At 72.0% G+C, this 17,611-nt stretch carries 15 protein-coding genes; 7 read left to right on the top strand and 8 right to left on the bottom strand.

Features of this window, described 5'->3' with window-relative positions; translation table 11 throughout:
* Positions 1–3: 3 nt before the first annotated feature.
* The 3 genes from HDA30_RS07180 to HDA30_RS07170 all read right to left on the bottom strand — a co-directional run bounded on the left by HDA30_RS07180 (position 4) and on the right by HDA30_RS07170 (position 4,095).
* On the bottom strand, positions 4–282 hold the full coding sequence (locus HDA30_RS07180) for a DUF4235 domain-containing protein (protein ID WP_158496437.1): 279 nt from the start codon (positions 280–282) through the stop codon (positions 4–6).
* Between the two features lie 79 nt (positions 283–361).
* Positions 362–1,384 carry an aminotransferase class IV gene (locus HDA30_RS07175; protein WP_158496438.1) on the bottom strand — a complete coding sequence of 341 codons (1,023 nt, stop codon included), beginning with the start codon at positions 1,382–1,384 and terminating at the stop codon, positions 362–364.
* Between the two features lie 29 nt (positions 1,385–1,413).
* A complete protein-coding gene (locus HDA30_RS07170; protein WP_184241503.1) occupies positions 1,414–4,095 on the bottom strand; it encodes an MMPL family transporter in 2,682 nt (893 codons plus the stop codon).
* A 269-nt stretch (positions 4,096–4,364) separates the two neighbouring features.
* On the opposite strand from HDA30_RS07170, the gene HDA30_RS07165 reads away from it, so the two are divergent.
* Complete coding sequence (locus HDA30_RS07165) at positions 4,365–5,021, top strand: TetR/AcrR family transcriptional regulator (protein ID WP_221419058.1); 657 nt, start codon at positions 4,365–4,367, stop codon at positions 5,019–5,021.
* 3 nt (positions 5,022–5,024) lie between these two features.
* Here HDA30_RS07165 and HDA30_RS07160 read toward each other — a convergent pair whose 3' ends face one another.
* On the bottom strand, positions 5,025–5,546 hold the full coding sequence (locus HDA30_RS07160; RefSeq protein ID WP_184241502.1) for a nucleoside/nucleotide kinase family protein: 522 nt from the start codon (positions 5,544–5,546) through the stop codon (positions 5,025–5,027).
* Positions 5,543–6,079: a MarR family winged helix-turn-helix transcriptional regulator gene (locus HDA30_RS07155; protein WP_158496441.1), complete on the bottom strand. Its 537-nt coding sequence runs from the start codon at positions 6,077–6,079 to the stop codon at positions 5,543–5,545. The genes HDA30_RS07160 and HDA30_RS07155 overlap by 4 nt, the downstream gene beginning before the upstream one ends.
* Before the next feature lie 91 nt (positions 6,080–6,170).
* Between HDA30_RS07155 and HDA30_RS07150 the strand changes: the two genes are divergently transcribed.
* From HDA30_RS07150 to HDA30_RS07125, 6 genes are all read left to right on the top strand, one after another.
* Positions 6,171–8,423: an MMPL family transporter gene (locus tag HDA30_RS07150; RefSeq protein WP_184242422.1), complete on the top strand. Its 2,253-nt coding sequence runs from the start codon at positions 6,171–6,173 to the stop codon at positions 8,421–8,423.
* A gap of 230 nt (positions 8,424–8,653) precedes the next feature.
* Positions 8,654–10,510: a molecular chaperone DnaK gene (dnaK, locus tag HDA30_RS07145; RefSeq protein ID WP_158496442.1), complete on the top strand. Its 1,857-nt coding sequence runs from the start codon at positions 8,654–8,656 to the stop codon at positions 10,508–10,510.
* A 134-nt stretch (positions 10,511–10,644) separates the two neighbouring features.
* Positions 10,645–11,304, top strand: coding sequence for a nucleotide exchange factor GrpE (locus HDA30_RS07140; RefSeq protein ID WP_184241501.1), 660 nt, complete (start codon positions 10,645–10,647; stop codon positions 11,302–11,304).
* A gap of 55 nt (positions 11,305–11,359) precedes the next feature.
* Positions 11,360–12,358, top strand: coding sequence for a DnaJ C-terminal domain-containing protein (locus tag HDA30_RS07135; RefSeq protein WP_184241500.1), 999 nt, complete (start codon positions 11,360–11,362; stop codon positions 12,356–12,358).
* On the top strand, positions 12,355–13,026 hold the full coding sequence (locus HDA30_RS10810; RefSeq protein WP_425488390.1) for a heat shock protein transcriptional repressor HspR: 672 nt from the start codon (positions 12,355–12,357) through the stop codon (positions 13,024–13,026). The genes HDA30_RS07135 and HDA30_RS10810 overlap by 4 nt, the downstream gene beginning before the upstream one ends.
* Positions 13,005–13,997, top strand: a complete 993-nt coding sequence (locus HDA30_RS07125) for an alpha/beta hydrolase (RefSeq protein WP_288819085.1) — start codon at positions 13,005–13,007, stop codon at positions 13,995–13,997. The genes HDA30_RS10810 and HDA30_RS07125 overlap by 22 nt, the downstream gene beginning before the upstream one ends.
* Positions 13,998–14,016: 19 nt before the next feature.
* Here the strand turns inward: HDA30_RS07125 and trmB are convergent, their stop codons facing one another.
* The 3 genes from trmB to HDA30_RS07110 form a co-directional block, all read right to left on the bottom strand.
* Positions 14,017–14,925, bottom strand: a complete 909-nt coding sequence (gene trmB / locus HDA30_RS07120; protein WP_158496445.1) for a tRNA (guanosine(46)-N7)-methyltransferase TrmB — start codon at positions 14,923–14,925, stop codon at positions 14,017–14,019.
* Between the two features lie 61 nt (positions 14,926–14,986).
* Positions 14,987–16,783 (bottom strand): hypothetical protein, encoded by a 1,797-nt coding sequence (locus tag HDA30_RS10690; RefSeq protein ID WP_184241499.1) that lies wholly within the window; start codon positions 16,781–16,783, stop codon positions 14,987–14,989.
* The gene (locus HDA30_RS07110) at positions 16,780–17,523 is read right to left on the bottom strand and encodes a DedA family protein (RefSeq protein ID WP_158496447.1); all 744 of its coding nucleotides are present in this window, start codon (positions 17,521–17,523) and stop codon (positions 16,780–16,782) included. The genes HDA30_RS10690 and HDA30_RS07110 overlap by 4 nt, the downstream gene beginning before the upstream one ends.
* Positions 17,524–17,611: the final 88 nt, after the last annotated feature.

The raw sequence follows: 17,611 nt of genomic DNA, 5'->3' as shown, positions 1-17,611 counted from the left end.
CCGTCAGACCTCGTTGTCGATGTTCCGGCCGGTCTTGGCCTCGATCTTGCCGATCGCCTTGCCGGCGCCGCGCTGGCCCGCCACCTTGAGCAGGGCGCCGATGCCGGCGGAGACGAAGGCGAAGGCCAGGGCCTCGACGATCGGCAGGGTCTCGTCGGTGGCGTCCTTCGGGGCCGAGTGGCCCGTAGCGAGCTTCCAGCCGCCGGAGACGAGCTTGGTGCCGACGATGCCGCCGCCGATCTTGATGCCGGTGGCCAGGAGGTTGTGCAGGATGGTGTTCACGGGGGTCCTCTCCTCATGTGCGAACGACGCGCCGACCCTCAGGCCGACGCTCTGCGGCCCAGCCTAGCGGCCACGGGCCTCAGCCCGATGCGCTGCCGTGCGGTCCGGCCGGCAGGTCCTGCCGCAGATACCCCTCCAGGGTGGCGGTCAGCTCCGCGTCGACCGGAAGCTGCGGGATATCGACGCCCTCACCGCGCAGCGAGCGCACGGGCATGAGGCCGCGCACCGAGGAGACGAGCCAGACTCCCTCGACCCGGGCGTCCTGGCCGCCGAGGAGGTCGGCGGGCACGAGGGGGCCGTAGCCGAGCCGCCATCCGGCGGCCTCGGCACCGGCGAAGACCACCGCCTGCGAGGTGCCGGCGAGAATGCCCTGCCGGCGCAGCGGCGTCACGAGTTCGCGACGACCCTGCCGGTCGCGACGGGCCAAGAGCATCGTGGAGGTCGGTCCCTCCAGCAGCTGGCCGTCTGCGGAGACGAACACGACGTCGTCCGCGCCCTGCTCGCGGGCGTGGCGCAGGGCGGCCATGTTGATCGCGTAGCTGAGCGTCTTCGCCTCAGTGAGCAGCCAGGGGGCGCGCTCGGCGGAGCGGGAGTCCAGGCCGCGGTTGAGCAGCAGCGCGTCGAGGCCGCGGTCCCGCAGCTCCGGGTCCGGGGCCGGGGCAGGGGAGACGAGCACCCACGCCGAGGCACCGCCGGGTCGTTCCTCGGCCGGCTCCGGGCCGCGCGTGGCCGTCAGGCGCACGACGCCGCGGGCATCGAGGGACCCGGCTGCGCGGGCGTGCGCGGCGAAGCCGCGCAGGGCCGTCTCGATCGCCGCCCGCCAGTCGTCGGCACCGGGCACCGGCAGGCGCAGGGCCGCGGCGGAGCCGGCCAACCGCTGCAGATGGGCCTCGAGCTTGCGCACGCGCAAGTGGCCGGCGTCGTCCGGCACGGCCAGGGCCGTTTCGAACAGGCCGTCGCCGCGGGTGAGCCCCTGATCGGTCACCAGGATCTGCGGTTGCCTCGGGTCCGCCTCCGCGACGGTCCAGGCCGAGCCGGTGCCGTCGGCGGGGGTGAGCATCACGAGACAGGGGGCCAGCGGGCCGCAGGCATGGTCGGTCATGCGCTCAGGCTAACGCCGGCCCCCGGGGCTCAGTGCCGTAGGTAGCTGATGTCCGCCGGGCCGCGCGCGGGGATCGGCGTGGGCCGGCGAGGCCGGTGCCCGCCGGCGGGATCGGACTCGACAGCGGACGCGCCGGAACCGGAGGTGGGGTGCTCCCGTTCGAGCTGGGAGCCCTCCACATCGACGTCCGGAAGGATCCGGTCGAGCCAGCTCGGCAGCCACCACGCGGAGGCGCCGAGCAGGTGCATCAGCGCGGGCATCAGCAGCAGGCGCACGACGAACGCGTCGAACAGGATGCCGATCGTCAGGCCGAAGCCGATCGGCCGGATCATCGTGTCGTGGGAGAAGATGAACCCGCCGAACACGCTGACCATGATGATCGCCGCGGCGATCACGACGGACCGCCCCGTGCGCAGGCCCATACGGACCGCGGCTCGGGCCGGAGCGCCGTGGGCGTAGGCCTCTCGCATGCCGGAGGCGATGAACAGCTGGTAGTCCATGGCGAGCCCGAACAGGATGCCGATCATGATCGTCGGCAGGAAGCTGAGCACCGGGCCCGGCGCGTGCACGCCGAACACCTGGGCCAGCCAGCCCCACTGATAGACGGCCACGACGGCGCCCATCGCGGCGAACACGGACAGCATGAACCCGCCCGTGGCGATCAGCGGCACCAACAGCGACCGGAACACGACGACCATGATCAGCAGGGACAGCCCCACGACCAGGCCCAGGTACAGCGGAAGCGCGTCGGAGAGCTTCTCCGAGACGTCGATGAAGCCGCTGGTCATGCCCGCGACGTCGAGGTGCTCGCCGTCCGGGCCGGGCGTCGTGCGCAGCTCGTGCACCAGCTGTTCGGTCTCGATGGCGTTCGGCCCGGTCTCGGGGATCACCTGGACCATCGCGATCGACCGGTCCTCGTTGACGGCGGCCGGGACGGCCGCCTCGACGTGGGGCATCCGCGCGATGGACTCGGCGATGTCGAGCTGACGGGAGGTCGCCGCGTTCTCGTCCAGCCCGGCCGGCAGATCCGCCGTGACCACGAGCGGGCCGTTATAGCCGGGACCGAAGCGCTCGTCCATCAGCTCATAGGCACGCTGAGAGTCGGAGCCGATCGGCTGGGAGCCGCCGTCGGGCAGGCCCAAGCGCATCGAACCGAAGGGCAGGGCGATCACGACGAGCGCCGCGGTCGCCAGCAGCGCCGTGAGGACGGCGCGCGGCGTCGACAGGGTCTTCACGCTGCCGTCGGGCCGGCGGGAGACCGAGGCATGCAGGTCATGCACCTCGCCGGCGGCCCGCGCGGCCCGTTCCTTCTTCGACAGCGCGCGCTCGCCGATCAGCGAGAGCAGCGCCGGGGTGAGCGTGACGGCCACGAGCACGGCGACGGCCACGCACACGGCGCCGACGGTGCCCATCAGGCCGAGGAACGGGATCCCGGTGACGTTCAGGGCGGCCAGGGCGATCACGACGGTCAGGCCGGCGAAGATGACCGCATTGCCCGCCGTGCCGTCGGCCAGGGCGATCGACTCGCGCACGCCCAGGCCGGCCTTGAGCTGCTGGCGGTGCCGGTTGATGATGAACAACGCGTAGTCGATGCCGACGGCCAGACCGAGCATCACGCCCAGCACGGGGGTCACTGAGTTCATCTGCACGAGGGAGGAGAACGCCAGGGCGCCGGAGACCCCCACACCCACGCCGACCAGCGCGTTCAGCAGGGGCAGGCCTGCGGCGACGAACGAGCCGAGCATGATGATCAGCACGACGGCGGCCACGGCCAGTCCGATGATCTCGGCCGGGCCCACGATCGACGGGACGGTCGCGTTGATGGCCTGGGACGGGTGGATCTGCACGCCGTCGACATCGGCCTGTTCCAGCGCCTCGGAGACGGCCTTCATCTGATCGGCCTCGACGTCGATCAGCGGGTCGGTGAAGACCACGGCGCCGACGGCCGTCGACTCATCCTCGGAGACGCTCCGGTAGCCGTCGGTGAGCTCGAGGGTCCGCTCGCCGGTCTCGAGGTCGGCTTCGCCGTCCTTGATCTTCTTCCGGCCCTCGGCCAGCTCCTTCTCGTTCTTCTCGATCTCCTTCTCGCCCTTCTCGAGCTCGTCGAAACCGGCGTCGAGCTGGTCCTGCTGAGTCTCGAACTGGGCGTCGACGTCGGCCTGGGTGAGTCCGGCGGCCGCACCCTGCTCGAGCGCCTCCTCCTTGGCGGCGTCGAGTGTCCGCTGAGCCTCCTCGAGCTCGGTGCGGCTCGTCTCCAGCTCCTCCTTTGCGGTCTCGAGCTCCTTCTCGCCGGAGCTGATCTTCTCCTTGTTCTTCTTCAGCTCCGCGCGGCCCGTCGTCAGTTCCTCCTCGCCGTCGGCGCGCTGCTGCTCGAGGGCGAAGGGGTCGCGCGTGTCGTGGACGCTCTCCATCGCCGTCACATCCTCGAGGACATCAGCGATCTCGCGGCGCTGCTGCGGCGTGAACGCCGACCCGTCGGTCGTGGTGAACACGACCTCGCCGGAGCCGTGCGCGGCCTCGGGGAACTCGTCCTGCAGCTTCTCGGTGAGCTGGGAGGTCGGGGTGCCCGGGATCGTGATGGTGGTGCTGAGGGTGCCGCTGAAGGCGAGGAAGCCGCCGATCGCGAGCGCGAGGGCGAGGGCCCACGCGAGGATCGCGAGCAGCGGACGCCGCGCGGCGCCGAGTCCGAGGCGGTGGAGCAGTTGGGCCATGTGGAGGGCAGACCTTTCGGGCAGGGACGTGAGCGGGGCCGCGGCGGGCGCGCGGAGACAGCGGGCGCGGCCACAGCAAGTGTAGGGCTAATCGGAGCGCTCCGCTCCGGTCAGCTCTCGACTGTGGGGAAAGACACCACGCCGGGTGTGAGTCGTGAGGCGAGAAGGGTGACGGTGATGTCCGGCGGACCCGGTGAATCGGGGTCTGACCTGGAGCGGCGGTTGTCGGCGAGTTCGCCGCAGCCGCCGCTGTGAGTATGCTGTATGACATGAACATGACGACGCGCGAGGAAGCCGAGCGGACCGAGCCGGTCGCCGGGGCCGCCGGCGACGCGGTGTCGCAGCGCGCCGAGGCCGCGCCCAAGCGTCGTGGACGTCCGCGGAGTCAGGCCTCGAGGGAAGCGATCCTGCGCGCCACGGGCGAGCTCATGGCGCCGGGGCAGTATGCGCAGCTGACCATGGAGGGCATCGCGGCCCGCGCCGGTGTCAGCAAGCAGACGGTGTATCGGTGGTGGCCGTCCAAGGCCGATGTCATCGTGGAGTCCGTGGGCGAGGGGTACCTGACCCTGCCGCTGCCGGGGCCTGAGGACACCGGCGATCTCCATGCGGACCTGCGGGTGTGGATGCACCTGCTGCGCCACGAGATCGAAGGCGGAGGCGCGTCGCAGCTGGCCCAGGGGCTGGTCGGTGCGCTCGCTCAGCAGGACAGCCGCGGTGAGACCATCCGGGCGGTGCTCGTGGATCCCGTCGCCGAGCAGGTGGGGAGCCGACTCGAGGCGGCCAGCCAGTCGCTGGGCACGGCCCTGGACGTGGAGAAGATCATCGAGGTGTTCACCTCACTGATCCTGATGAACGTGCTGTTCGGTCAGCGGATGAGCGATGAATGGATCGACGAGACCATCGCCTGGCTGATCCCGCGGGCCTGAGGCTCACTCCAGACGCAGCCGCAGATCGGCCGCCGCGCGCGGGGCGTGCTCGGCCAAGTATCGCTCTTCCTGCGCGGCCCAGCGCCGCCAGTGCGGTGCATAGAGGTCGCCGTCGCGGGCCAGCGCGCGCCGGCGGCGTTCCGCCTCGTCTCCGTCCAGCCACACGGTGAGGTCCAGCAGCGGCCGGGCGGATCGGCACAGGGCGCCCACGCCCTCGCAGACCACCACATCGCACACGGGGGTCGTCTGCCAGGGCCCCGGCGTCCCGACATGCCAGTCCCAGGCGCGCCACCGTGCCGGCCGCCCCGCCGTCAGCTCTCGCAGGGCACAGGGATAGGCGCCGTGGTCGCCGAGCGGGACCGCCAGTCCGTCCCAGCCGGGGTAGAGGGACTCCAGCGGCAGCACGCACACGTGCGCGTGCGGGCTCAGGCGGGCGAGAAGGGCTGCGGCGAGCGTGGACTTGCCCGACCCCGACCGTCCGTCGATGCCGATCAGCACGGGCCGCGCCGCCGAGGGTGAGCTCATCTGCTGCACGAGGGCTCCGGCGGGCTCGCCCCCGCTTCCGGGTGGAAAGCGGGGGCCGTCCGTGCGGCGGTGCCGATCTGCGAGGTCGGCTCCTCGAGGGCGTCGGCGAGCGCGCGGATCACGCGCAGAGCCGCGGCCAGGTCCGCGTCGTCGACGCCGTCGAGCACGTTCGCAATGCGGGCGGAGAGTGGGGCGAAGGCGCGCGCCGCGTCGGATGCTGCGGCTGCGGTGGGTGCGGCGAACACCTGGCGGCGGTCGTGGTCCCCCCGTCGACGCACGGCGTGCCCCGACGCGGTGAGCCGGTCGAGCACGGCCGTCGTGGCGGCGGGGGTGAGGTTCAGCTCGTGCCGCAGGTCGCCGGCCGTGGCGGCCTGCCCGGCGTGCTCGTGTGCCATGAGGACGGACAGGGCGCGCAGGTCGGTGCGGTGCAGGCCGAGTTCCTGGGCGGCGTCATCGACGAGTCGGTCCGCGCGCTCGCTGAAGGCGCGCAGGGCCTGGAGCATCGGCCGGTGGCGGCTCGTCGTCGCGTCCATGCCGGGCAGTGTAGCCAGCGGGGATGACGACCCGTCGCGAGATGTTTCGACGGTCGAATCATCTTGGTAGCGTGGTGGTGTGATCAGACAGATGCGCCCCGCCCGTGTGGACCTGGGCCGATACCGCAACGCGCCTGCTCGGCGAGAGGTCGAGGACGACCCCGGCAGGGCGGGCGGCGCCGGCCGAGCGACGGCGTTCGTGCGTGTCGGCCTCGCGCTCGCCCTCGTGCTCGTGTGGCTGGCGGCGATGGGGGTTGGCGGGCCGACGTTCGGCAAGATCTCCGAGGTCTCCTCGAACGACCAGGCCACCTTCCTGCCCGCCGAGGCCGAGTCGACGCGCGCGCAGCAGGAGGCCGCCCGGTTCCAGCAGGGGCAGGCCATCCCCGCCGTCGTCGTGGGCGAGGCCGAGCCGGAGCAGGACGCGGCTGCCCTGCAGCGCCTGGGGGACGGCCTCTCCGGCGTCGACGGGGTCGAGCGCGTGCTCGGCCCGACGCCCAGCGAGGACGGGCGGGCGGTCCAGTACATCGCGCTGATCTCCTCCGGCGACGACGCCGAGCGCGAGGCGGCCGACGTCGTCGCGGACCTGCGGGCGCAGCTCGACCAGGTCGGCGGCGAGCTCGACGCGGGGCGGTGGCACGTGGCCGGCCCGGCGGGCTTCGCGGCCGATCTCGGTGCGGCGTTCGCCGGCATCGACGGGGTGCTGCTGCTCGTCGCGCTCATCGTCGTGTTCGTGATCCTGGTGCTCGTCTACCGTTCTGTGCTGCTGCCCGTGCTCGTGCTGGTCACCGCCATGGCTGCTCTGTGCGCGGCCATTTTGGCCGTGTACGCCATGGCCGCGGCCGAGTGGATCCAGCTCAACGGGCAGTCGCAGGGCATCCTGTCGATCCTCGTGATCGGCGCGACGACCGACTACTGTCTGCTGCTCGTCGCGCGTCAGCGCGAGGAGCTCCTCGTGCGCCAGCGCACGGCCGAGGCGGTCCGCGCGGCGGTGCGGGGGTCGTTCGGCGCCATCACGGCCTCGGCCGTCACCGTCGCCCTCGCCCTGCTCCTGCTGCTGTTCTCAGACCTGAACTCCAACCGTGCGCTGGGGCCGGTCGCCGCGGTGGGCATCGCCTTCGCCTGGCTTGCCGCACTGACCCTGCTGCCCGCGCTGCTGACGCTGCTGGGGCGGGTGGCCTTCTGGCCCAGCGCCCCGAGCGCGCAGCGGCAGCACCGCCGTCAGCACCGCCGCGCGTCCCGGGGCGCGGCGTTCGAGCAGCCCCTGGACCGCCGCGGCGAACCGATCGCCGGGCTCGAGGACGACCACGGGGTGTGGACGCGCATCGGCGGCATCGTGGCCCGCCGCGCCCGCCCCGTGTGGCTGGTGACCGCCGGGGTGCTCGCTCTTCTGTGCGTGGGGCTGACCCAGGTCCAGGCCGACGGGGCCTCCCAGTCGGAGGTGCTGCTCGGCGCCTCCGACGCTCGGGACGGCCAGCGGATGCTCGCCGAGCACTTCGACGCCGGCACCGGCTCGCCCGCGCAGATCGTCGCCCCTGCACGGGTTCAGGACGAGGCGGTCGAGGTGGTGCAGGGTGCCGACGGGGTGGCCGAGGCAAGCCTGACGGCCGAGGGTGGGGCCCCGGCCGGCACCCCGCCGATGAACCTGCCCCCGGCGCAGATCGATGGCCGCGTGCTGATTTCGGCCACCCTGTCCGATCCGGCCGAGTCGCTCGAGGCCGAGCGGACCGTCGCCGAGCTGCGCGAGCGCCTGCACCGCCTCGACGGCGACGTGCTCGTCGGGGGCACGGCCGCGCAGAACCTCGACACGAACGAGACCGCTCAGCGGGACCTGTGGGTGATCATTCCGCTCGTGCTGCTGATGCTGTTGGTCATCCTGTCGGTGCTGCTGCGCTCGGTGCTGCTTCCCGTGGTGCTCGTGGCCGCGACGGTGCTCAGCTTCGGCGCCGCACTCGGGCTCTCCGCGCTCGTGTTCCGGTTCGTGCTCGGGTTCGAGGGGGGCGACCCGACGGTGCCGCTCTACGGGTTCGTGTTCCTGGTGGCCCTGGGCGTCGACTACACGATCTTCCTGATGACGCGCGCCCGGCAGGAGCTGGACGTGCACGGCACTCGGGCCGGCGTGCTGCGCGCGCTCACGGTCACCGGCGGCGTCATCACCTCGGCGGGCGTGGTCCTTGCGGCCACCTTCGCCGCGCTCGCGGTGATCCCGCTGCAGTTCATGGTGCAGCTGGCGTTCATCGTGTGCCTGGGCGTCCTGCTGGACACGCTTGTGGTGCGTACCCTGCTGATCCCCGCGCTCGTGCGCGAGATCGGGCCCCGGGTGTGGTGGCCGGCGACGGCGTCCTGAGGCTCGACGCGGAGAGTGTCCTGAATCACCGGGGCGGGGCGGGAATGAAACCTGTCCCGCCCCGGTTGTCTCCGGTGAACCGAACATGAGTCGAGGCGGCTCAGGTTTCTTGACAGGCCTCCGGAGTCGGTGGCAGGTTGAGTCCCGAGCGCTCAAGGCGGGACCGCGATGCGGTCGCACCGGCCTCGACGCAGATAGGCAACACGTCAACGGACGAAAGGACACACACCATGTCGCGAGCAGTCGGCATCGATCTGGGCACCACCAACTCCGTCGTCTCCGTGCTCGAGGGCGGCGAGCCCTCGGTCATCGCGAACGCGGAGGGAGCCCGCACCACCCCGTCGGTGGTCGCCTTCTCCAAGTCCAACGAGGTCCTGGTCGGCGAGGTCGCCAAGCGCCAGGCCGTGAACAACCCGGAGCGCACCTACGCGTCGGTCAAGCGCCACATGGGCACCGACTGGACCACGGAGGTGGACGGGAAGAAGTACACCGCGCAGGAGCTCTCGGCCCGCACGCTCATGAAGCTCAAGCACGACGCGGAGGAGTACCTGGGCGAGAAGGTCACCGAAGCCGTGATCACCGTCCCGGCGTACTTCAACGACGCCGAGCGTCAGGCCACCAAGGAGGCCGGCGAGATCGCGGGCATGAAGGTCTCGCGCATCATCAACGAGCCCACCGCGGCCGCCCTCGCCTACGGCCTCGAGAAGGGCAAGGAGGACGAGCTGATCCTCGTCTTCGACCTCGGCGGCGGCACCTTCGACGTCTCCCTGCTCGAGGTGGGCAAGGACGAGGACGACTTCTCGACCATCCAGGTGCGCGCCACCGCAGGCGACAACCGCCTCGGCGGCGATGACTGGGACCAGCGCGTCGTCGACTGGTTGCTGAGCCAGGCCAAGGCCAAGGGCGCGGACCTGTCGAACGACAAGATCGCGCTGCAGCGCCTCAAGGAGGCTGCGGAGCAGGCCAAGAAGGAGCTGTCGTCGGCCACCTCGACGAACATCTCGCTGCAGTACCTCTCCGTCACCCCGGAGGGCCCGGTGCACCTGGATGAGCACCTGTCCCGCGCCAAGTTCCAGGACCTCACCTCGGATCTGCTCGAGCGCACCCGCAAGCCGTTCAACGACGTCATCACCGAGGCCGGCGTCAAGGTCTCGGACATCGACCACGTCGTGCTCGTGGGTGGCTCGACCCGCATGCCGGCCGTCGCCGACTTGGTGAAGGACCTGACCGGCGGCAAGGAGCCGAACAAGACCGTGAACCCGGACGAGGTCGTCGCGATCGGCGCCTCGCTGCAGGCCGGCGTGCTCGCCGGCGAGCGCAAGGACGTCCTGCTGATCGACGTGACCCCGCTGTCGCTGGGCATCGAGACCAAGGGCGGCGTGATGGCCAAGCTCATCGAGCGCAACACGGCCATCCCGACCAAGCGCTCGGAGACGTTCACCACGGCCGAGGACAACCAGCCCTCCGTGTCCATCCAGGTCTTCCAGGGCGAGCGTGAGTTCACCCGGGACAACAAGAACCTGGGCACCTTCGAGCTGACCGGCATCGCGCCGGCCCCGCGCGGCATGCCGCAGATCGAGGTCACCTTCGACATCGACGCCAACGGCATCGTCCACGTCTCCGCGAAGGACAAGGGCACCGGCACCGAGCAGTCGATGACCATCACGGGCGGCTCGTCGCTGTCCCAGGAGGACATCGACCGCATGGTCAAGGACGCCGAGGCCCACGCCGATGAGGACAAGGCCCGCCGCGAGGCCGCCGAGCAGCGCAACCAGGCGGAGCAGTCGGCCTACGCCGTCGACAAGCTTCTCAAGGAGAACGACGAGAAGCTCTCCGAGGATGTGAAGTCCGAGGTCCAGGCCGACGTCGACGCCCTCAAGGCGGCCCTGGAGAAGCAGGACAACGACGACGAGGTCAAGGCGGCGTTCGAGAAGCTGCAGGCTTCGCAGGTGAAGATCGGCGAGGCGCTGTACGCACAGCAGTCGGCCGACGGTGCGGGCGAGCAGCCGGCCGGCGACGCCGGCAAGGACGATGAGGACATCGTCGACGCCGAGGTCGTCGACGAGGACGAGGACAAGAAGAACTGATCGTCGCCCCGTCTCTCTGACGCCCCGTGACTCGGCGGGCCGGCTGGCAGCCTCCGCTGTCGGCCGGCCCGCCGAGCGCCACCCGAGACCACCGGCCGCAGGCGGTGCGCCGCGGCCGCGAAAGGACGTGCACCATGAGTGAGAACCAGAACGAGACCCCGAACCACGACGAGAACGCCGAGCACGAGCAGACCACCGGCCAGGAGGCCGAGCACGAGGAAACCGAACAGGTCTCGGCCGAGCAGGAAGCCGCCGCGGGCGGGCACGCCGAGGACGGGGACGCGCTGTCCCAGGCCGAGCAGATCCTCGACGAGGCCGGTGCCGACGCACAGCTTCAGTCCGATCAGGACGAGCCGGCCCCCGGCTCTGACCGCGAGGCCGAGCTGCAGGAGGACCTGCGCCGCCTGCAGGCCGAGTACGTGAACTACAAGCGCCGCGTGGACCGCGACCGCGACGTGGCGAAGGACCAGGGCGTGCTCAGCGCGGTCACCGCGCTGCTGCCCGTGCTCGACGACCTCGACGCGGCCCGCGCCGCCGGGGACCTCGAGGAGGGCCCGATGGCCGCGATCGCCGCGAAGCTCGACTCAGCCCTGGCCGGCCTGGGCCTTGAGCGTCAGGACCACCAGGCCCTGGCTGGCACCGAGTTCGATCCGACCCAGCAGGAGGCCGTCATGCGTCAGCCGCACGACGAGATCCCCGCTGACCACATCGTGCAGGTCTTCCGCAACGGCTACGTGCGCGAGGGCCGCGTGCTGCGCGCCGCGCAGGTGATGGTCTCCGCCGGCACCGAGTGAGCCGAGCGACGACCGCGACCGACACGACCGAGACGACGAACGAAAGGAGGCGCTGATGGCCTCGCAAGAGTGGATGACCAAGGACTTCTACCAGGTCCTCGGGGTGGCGAAGGACGCCTCCGACGCCGAGATCAAGAAGGCCTACCGCAAGCTCGCGCGCACGCACCACCCGGACCAGAACCCGGGGGACGAGGCGGCCGAGAAGCGGTTCAAGGAGATCACCGAGGCGTACACCGTCCTCGGCGACCCGGAACAGCGCAAGGAGTACGACGCCGTCCGCGCCATGGGCGGTGGCGCGCGGTTCGCCGCGCCTGGCGGAGGCTCGGCCGGCGGCTTCGAGGACATCTTCGGGGACATGTTCGGCGGCGCACGCGGTGGCGGGCGCTTCTCGAGCTCGGGCGGCGCCGGTCCCGACCTGTCGGACCTGTTCGGGGCGTTCACCGGCGGCGGCTTCGGCGGGCCGGGGCAGGCGGACTTCGGCGGTCAGACCGGTTTCGGCCAGCAGCCCGCGAGCAAGGGCGCCGATCGGCAGGCCACCACGACCATCTCGTTCCGCGAGTCCCTCGAGGGCACGCGGCTGCGCCTGCGTGCCGGAGACGGCGAGGTGACTGAGGTGAAGATCCCCGCGGGGATCGCCGACGGCAAGAAGGTGCGCGCCCGCGGCAAGGGCTCGCCCGGCGCGGCGGGCCGCGGGGACCTGATCGTGACGGTGCAGGTCCGCGAGCACGAGTTCTTCCGCCGCGACGGTGAGAATCTGCGCATCGTGGTTCCGGTGACGTTCGCCGAGGCCGCGCTCGGTGCGACGATCTCGGTGCCGACGCTGGCCGACCCGGTCCGCGTCAAGGTGCCGGCCGGCTCGTCGTCGGGCAAGGTGCTGCGGCTCAAGGGCCGCGGCGTCCCGGCCAAGAACGGGGCGGGGGATCTGCTCGTTGAGCTTGAGGTCGCCGTGCCCGCCGACCTGGACGACCAGGCCCGTGAGGCCCTGGAAGCGTTCGCGGCCGCGACGGCGGGCCAGGACGTGCGCGCCGATCTGCACCGGAAGGCGCAGTGGTGAGTTCCGCTGCGCAGAGCGCGGATGACGCGGCCCGCCGTGCTCGGCAGGCCGCCCGCGCCTCCTCCGATCGAGGTCAGGGCTGGACCGCCCCGGTGTTCGTGATCTCGGCCGCCGCCGAGATGGCGCAGATGCACCCGCAGACGCTGCGGCAGTACGACCGCATCGGTCTGGTCGTTCCGCAGCGTCAGGGTGGTCGGCAGCGTCGCTACTCGCGGGCCGACGTCGACCGGCTGCGTACCGTGCAGGCCCTCAGCCGCGACGGCGTTTCGCTCGAGGGCATCCGACGCATCGTCGACCTGGAGCGAGAGGTCGAGCAGCTGCAGGACGTCGTCGCCGAGCTGGCCGGCCAGGTGGACCGCATGCACCAGGTCTCCCGGATCTCCCGGGTGTTCACCGTGGGGGCGCAGGGCGAGGCGTCGGCCCGGTACTCCGACTCGGCCGTGCGGCGTTCCATGAGCCGGTCCGCGCGCACCCGCGCCCAGGCGCAGGAGCGTGCCGCGGCCCACGGCCAGGAACGGACGCAGGGCGCGTCGTCGGAGAACCTCGACGAGCGATCCGCCCATACGGACTCCCCGCAGCAGCCCGCGTGGGCCCCGAGCGTGCGCGCGCTGCCGGCCGGTTCGACCGCTGAACGCAAGGTGCTGGTGTGGAAGCGCGCGCGGGACTGACTCCCGCATCGTTCCAGCCGGCGCACCGTGTGGCGGTCCGCGAGCGGCTGCACGCGGACATGCGCCGACGCGGCGCTCTCGGCCGGCGCGGACGCAGCGCCCTCGACGGGATCGTCCACGCCCTGAAGCCGCACGCGATGGACGCGTCCTTCCCCGAGCGGCGGCTGCTCGACTACTGCCTCGACGGCGACGACGGCCCGACGGCGGTCGTCGCCGTCGGCGACCCGGCTCGCGCGACTCACGTGACGTGGCTCGTCTCCGGCATGGGGATCCGCGCGCACACCGCCATGTGGGGCACCGCGCAGGAGGCGGCCCGGCTCTGGGCGGCGCAGCGCGAGGTCGGCGCGCCGCGACCGTGCACGATCGCGTGGCTGGGCTATGCCGCGCCCCCGTTCTGGAAGGTGCCCTTGGACGCGCCCGGCCGGGCCGGCGGCGAGGCACTGGCCCGCGACATCGAGGCCTGGTCCGACTTCGCGCGTTCGACCGGTCCGCAGGCCCGCGGCACGGCCCCCTACGTGAGCATCGAGTCCCACTCCTACGGCACCCTCGTCGCGGCGCACGCTCTGCGACGGCTGCGCGAGCGCACGCGGCAGACGGGACAGCGGCACGTCGACGCTCTCGTACTCGCCGGGGCGATCGGTCTGCCCGCGGACCTGCTCGCCGACGGGGACGACGTGGTGGGCCTGTCGCGCGAGCGCGTGTTCCAGGCCGCCGCACCGGGTGACCTGCTGGCCCGGCTCGGTCGGCTCGTGTCCTCGCGGGCGCCGTGGACGGACACCGTGCGCCTGCCGACCGCCCCGGTGCGGTCCCTGGGCGGGGCCGCCGTGAGCGGGCACGACACCTCCCGCTGGCGCCGAGAGAAGGGGGCCGACGCGCCCCGCGGCTACCGGGACCCCGGCACGGTCACCCTGGCCGCCACGGCCCGTGTCACCGCGGGGCTCCCGCTGCCCGAGGGCGCGGCGCGTCACTGACTGGGGCCGCGGTGGCGGTTCACACGCGGCGGTAGGTCAGATCGAAGACGAGCCGCCCGGCCTTCTGCGACTTCGCCTCGAAGCTGGTCAGCGGGCGTCCCGCAAAGCGCGGGGACCAGCCGCCTTCGGCGTCGAGCGCGTCCTCGGCCGGCAGCGGCTCCTGCTTCTCGAGGCCCTCGGCCCGGACCCGGGTCAGCGGGGAGTGGGTGCCCGCGCGTTCCCCCGGGTGCAGGTTCTCGAATCGCTCATCGCTCTCGAAGACTGTACGCATCTGCACGGCGTAGTCCGACCAGTCCGTGGCCAGGCGGATCAGTCCGCCGGGGGCCAGGACGCGGGCGAGCCGGTCGGCGAACGCGGGGGAGACCAGGCGTCGCTTGTGGTGGCGCGACTTGTGCCACGGATCGGGGAAGAACACCCACACCTCGTCGACGCCGCCGGCGGGCAGCAGGTGGTCGAGCACCTCGGGGGCGTTGGCCTCGACGGCGCGGATGTTCGTCAGCTCGCCCCGCTCGGCTAGACCCATGAGTCCGGCCAGGCCCGGGACGTACACCTCGACGGCCAGCACGTTCCAGTCGGGACGGTCGGCGGCGCCCTGCGCGGTCGACTCGCCCTGGCCGCAGCCGATGTCGACGAGCATGCGGCCGGGCCGCCCGAAGATCTGCGTCCAGTCGAACACGGCGTCGCGGGCGACGGAGGTGTCGGCGCGGTCGCGGGGCACCGGCACGAGCACGGTGTCCGCCATACGGTCCCATGCCCCCTGCCGGGAGCGATTCAGGCGGGCGCCGCGGCGCACGAAGGAGACCGGCTCCCGACGGAACAGGGCCGGGTCCTTCTCCAGGTTGTGATCATGCGGGTGCGCCCGCTGCGAGGCGGGAACGGGGTTGGGCTCGGCGTCGCGGTCCTGCGACGCGGGGTTCGGCTCGGTCATGGTTCTCGATTCTCGCCGGTCCGAGGCGGGGACGCGAAACGTGGTTCGCGAGGTGGGCGGGTCAGGCCACGGCACCGCTCGCGGTCGGCGTCGCGTCCGTGGCCCCGTCGGCCGCGCTCGGTGAGCCGGCCTCCTCGGTGGTGGACGGCGACGTCGCGGACTCGGAGGTGGCAGCCGCCGTCGCCGAGCTCGTGTCGGTGGCGGAGCTGGACTCCGTGGGCTCAGCGGTCGAGCTGGACGCGGCCGGGGCCTCGCTCGTCGCGGTCTCGCTCGAGGGGGAGTCCGAGGCCGGGGCCTCCGATGTAACCGCCGATGAGGATGCGGGAACCGACGGGGAGGTCGGCGCCTCAGAGGTGGGCGCCTCAGAGGTGGGCGCCGCCGACTCCGTGGTCGGCGCCTCAGAGGTGGGCGCCTCAGAGGTGGGCGCCGCCGACTCCGTGGTCGGCGCCTCAGAGGTGGGCGCCTCAGAGGTGGGCGCCGCCGACTCCGTGGTCGGAGCCTCGGAGGTCGGGGCCTGGGAGGTCGGCGCCTCGGAGGTGGCAGGCTGCGATGTCGGTGCCTCGGACGGGCTGGGGCCCCGGCTCTCGGCGGGATCGCTCGACGGTGCCGGCTCGTTCGACGGTGCCGGCTCGTTTGACGGTGCCGGGTCGCTCGAGGGCAACCCTTCATCCGAGGGTGACCCGTCATCCGAGGATGTCGGGGCGCTCGAGGAGCGCTCCGGGGCCGAGGACGAGGACTCGCGGGGCGGGGTGGGCCGCTGCGACGCCGTCTCGTCGCTCTCGTCGTCCTCATCAGGGGAGTTCGTGGCGGGGCTCTCCTTGTTCCCGCGGCTGTCCTCGCGGGAGGACTCGGCGCCCGGCGCGGGAACGGGGGCGCCGCCGTCAGCGTCCCGGGTCGACTCGTCCGCCGGCTCCTGGGAGGTCTCGGGTCGGGCGGAGCCCTCATCCTCGCGGTCCTCGCCGGCCGGGCGTCCGTCATCGTCGCCGTCGGTCGTGCCCGAGGACCCCTCGGGCCAGCGCACCGCCGCCGGGTCCTTCGCGGCCTCCTGAGCGCGACGGCCCTGCTCGGAGAGCCAGTCGGAGGCCTGATCGGCGGGGAGGCGGACGCTGAGCACGCCGGCATCGTCCGGGGCGATCGCACCCTGGTCGACCTCGACCAGCACGGAGCCGTCCTTGAGGAACACGATCCCGTCCCACACCCGCGCGTTCTCGGCGGCCTCGGGATCCTCCACCAGGGAGTCCAGCCGTTTGTCGTTCACGTCCGGGTCCGCGCCCATGCGCTTCCGGGCCTGCTCGCGCAGGCTGTCCCAGCCGTCGTCGGTGAACAGGTCAGAGGGCTGAAGCACCCGGCGGGAGTCGACGTCATACCAGACGACGGTGGCCCACGAACGGGAGTCCTCGCTCCGCGTGGCCGTGCCGAGCATGCGCACCGCCGCGATGTCCTCGCCGACGACGGCCAGACTCGGCTGGACCGTCAGGTTGTCGTCGTCGGAGGCGTCGCGAGTGAAGGAATCGACCTCGCGGTCGACGACGGATTTCATCTTCTCGCTCCACGAGCGGGCCTTCGGCAGCTCGTACCAGGCGCCGAGATGGTTCTCGCCCTCATTTGTGCGCTCCCGCGCTCCCGGGAGCATGCGCATGTCGTGCTCGGGGACGTCGAGGGTGAACGGGTCCATGTCCATCGGGGGCAGCGTGGAGCCGGACTGCGACTGCTCGGACGTCTCGCCGGCGTCGCCCCAGTCCTCGCCGGGGGCGCAGGCGGAGAGCGTGAGCAGCGTGACCGCTGCCGTCGAGAGCAGGGCGGCGCGATGGAGGCGGCCGGGGGTGCGGGGGTCGAGGCAGAAGGGCATGCGGGTCACTTCCGGAACTGGTGGCGATCGAGGGCGGCCTCGACACGTGCGGCGGCCTCGTCGGGCGTGGGCTCGCGGTAGTTCGGGTCCTGGGCCAGGCGGCGGTTACGCAGCACGCGGCGCACGATCCACACCGCCAGGAACAGCAGGATCAGACCCAGCACCACGTTCGAGAGCAGGTCGGCGTAATCGGAGATCACGTGGAAGCTCTCGCCGAGGGCGTAGCCGCCGTAGATGAACAGGGCGTTCCACAGCAGCGAGCCCAGCGTCGTGTACAGAGTGAACAGCGCCAGCGGCATGCGCTCGATGCCGGCGGGGATGGAGATCAGCGAGCGGAACACGGGGACCATGCGGCCCAGGAAGATGCTCCAGTAGCCGAACCGGATGAACCAGCGCTCGGTGCGCTCCACATCGTCCACGTCGACCAGCGGCATGGCCTCGGCGATGCGGTACATGCGCTTGCGGCCGATGGCCGCGCCGATCCCGTAGAGCGCGAGGGCGCCGACGACCGAGCCGATCGTCGCCCAGATCAGAGCGGACAGCGGCGTGAAGGCGCCGTCTGCCGCGGTGAAGCCTGCCAGGGGCAGGATTACTTCGGAGGGGATCGGCGGAAAGATGTTCTCGGCGAACACCGCCAGACCCACGCCGACGGGGCCGACGGCCTCCATGATGTCCACGATGATGTTGCCGAGCCAGCCGTAATCGGTCGAGGAGGCGGCCAGCAGCGGGGCAGAGGAAGTCCAGGGCATGGGGACCATTGTCTCCCAGCTCGGCGGGACAGGGATAGCCCAGGCCGGAGAGTCGGGTCACCGTTCGGTGACGATCTCGACTGCTCGG

This window comes from Micrococcus cohnii (assembly GCF_014205175.1).
Classification (GTDB): Bacteria; Actinomycetota; Actinomycetes; order Actinomycetales; family Micrococcaceae; genus Micrococcus; species Micrococcus cohnii.
This window is presented reverse-complemented; position numbering and strand designations above follow the sequence as displayed.

Bases quoted from the DNA above. Each gene is read 5' to 3' on its own strand.
- HDA30_RS07135 (WP_184241500.1), top strand. From the start codon at position 11,360: ATGGCCTCGCAAGAGTGGATGACCAAGGACTTCTACCAGGTCCTCGGG.
- HDA30_RS07155 (WP_158496441.1), bottom strand. From the start codon at position 6,079: ATGGACGCGACGACGAGCCGCCACCGGCCGATGCTCCAGGCCCTGCGC.
- HDA30_RS07110 (WP_158496447.1), bottom strand. From the start codon at position 17,523: ATGCCCTGGACTTCCTCTGCCCCGCTGCTGGCCGCCTCCTCGACCGAT.
- dnaK (WP_158496442.1), top strand. From the start codon at position 8,654: ATGTCGCGAGCAGTCGGCATCGATCTGGGCACCACCAACTCCGTCGTC.
- HDA30_RS07175 (WP_158496438.1), bottom strand. From the start codon at position 1,384: ATGACCGACCATGCCTGCGGCCCGCTGGCCCCCTGTCTCGTGATGCTC.
- HDA30_RS07165 (WP_221419058.1), top strand. From the start codon at position 4,365: ATGAACATGACGACGCGCGAGGAAGCCGAGCGGACCGAGCCGGTCGCC.
- HDA30_RS07170 (WP_184241503.1), bottom strand. From the start codon at position 4,095: ATGGCCCAACTGCTCCACCGCCTCGGACTCGGCGCCGCGCGGCGTCCG.
- HDA30_RS07150 (WP_184242422.1), top strand. From the start codon at position 6,171: ATGCGCCCCGCCCGTGTGGACCTGGGCCGATACCGCAACGCGCCTGCT.
- HDA30_RS07140 (WP_184241501.1), top strand. From the start codon at position 10,645: ATGAGTGAGAACCAGAACGAGACCCCGAACCACGACGAGAACGCCGAG.
- HDA30_RS07160 (WP_184241502.1), bottom strand. From the start codon at position 5,546: ATGAGCTCACCCTCGGCGGCGCGGCCCGTGCTGATCGGCATCGACGGA.
- trmB (WP_158496445.1), bottom strand. From the start codon at position 14,925: ATGACCGAGCCGAACCCCGCGTCGCAGGACCGCGACGCCGAGCCCAAC.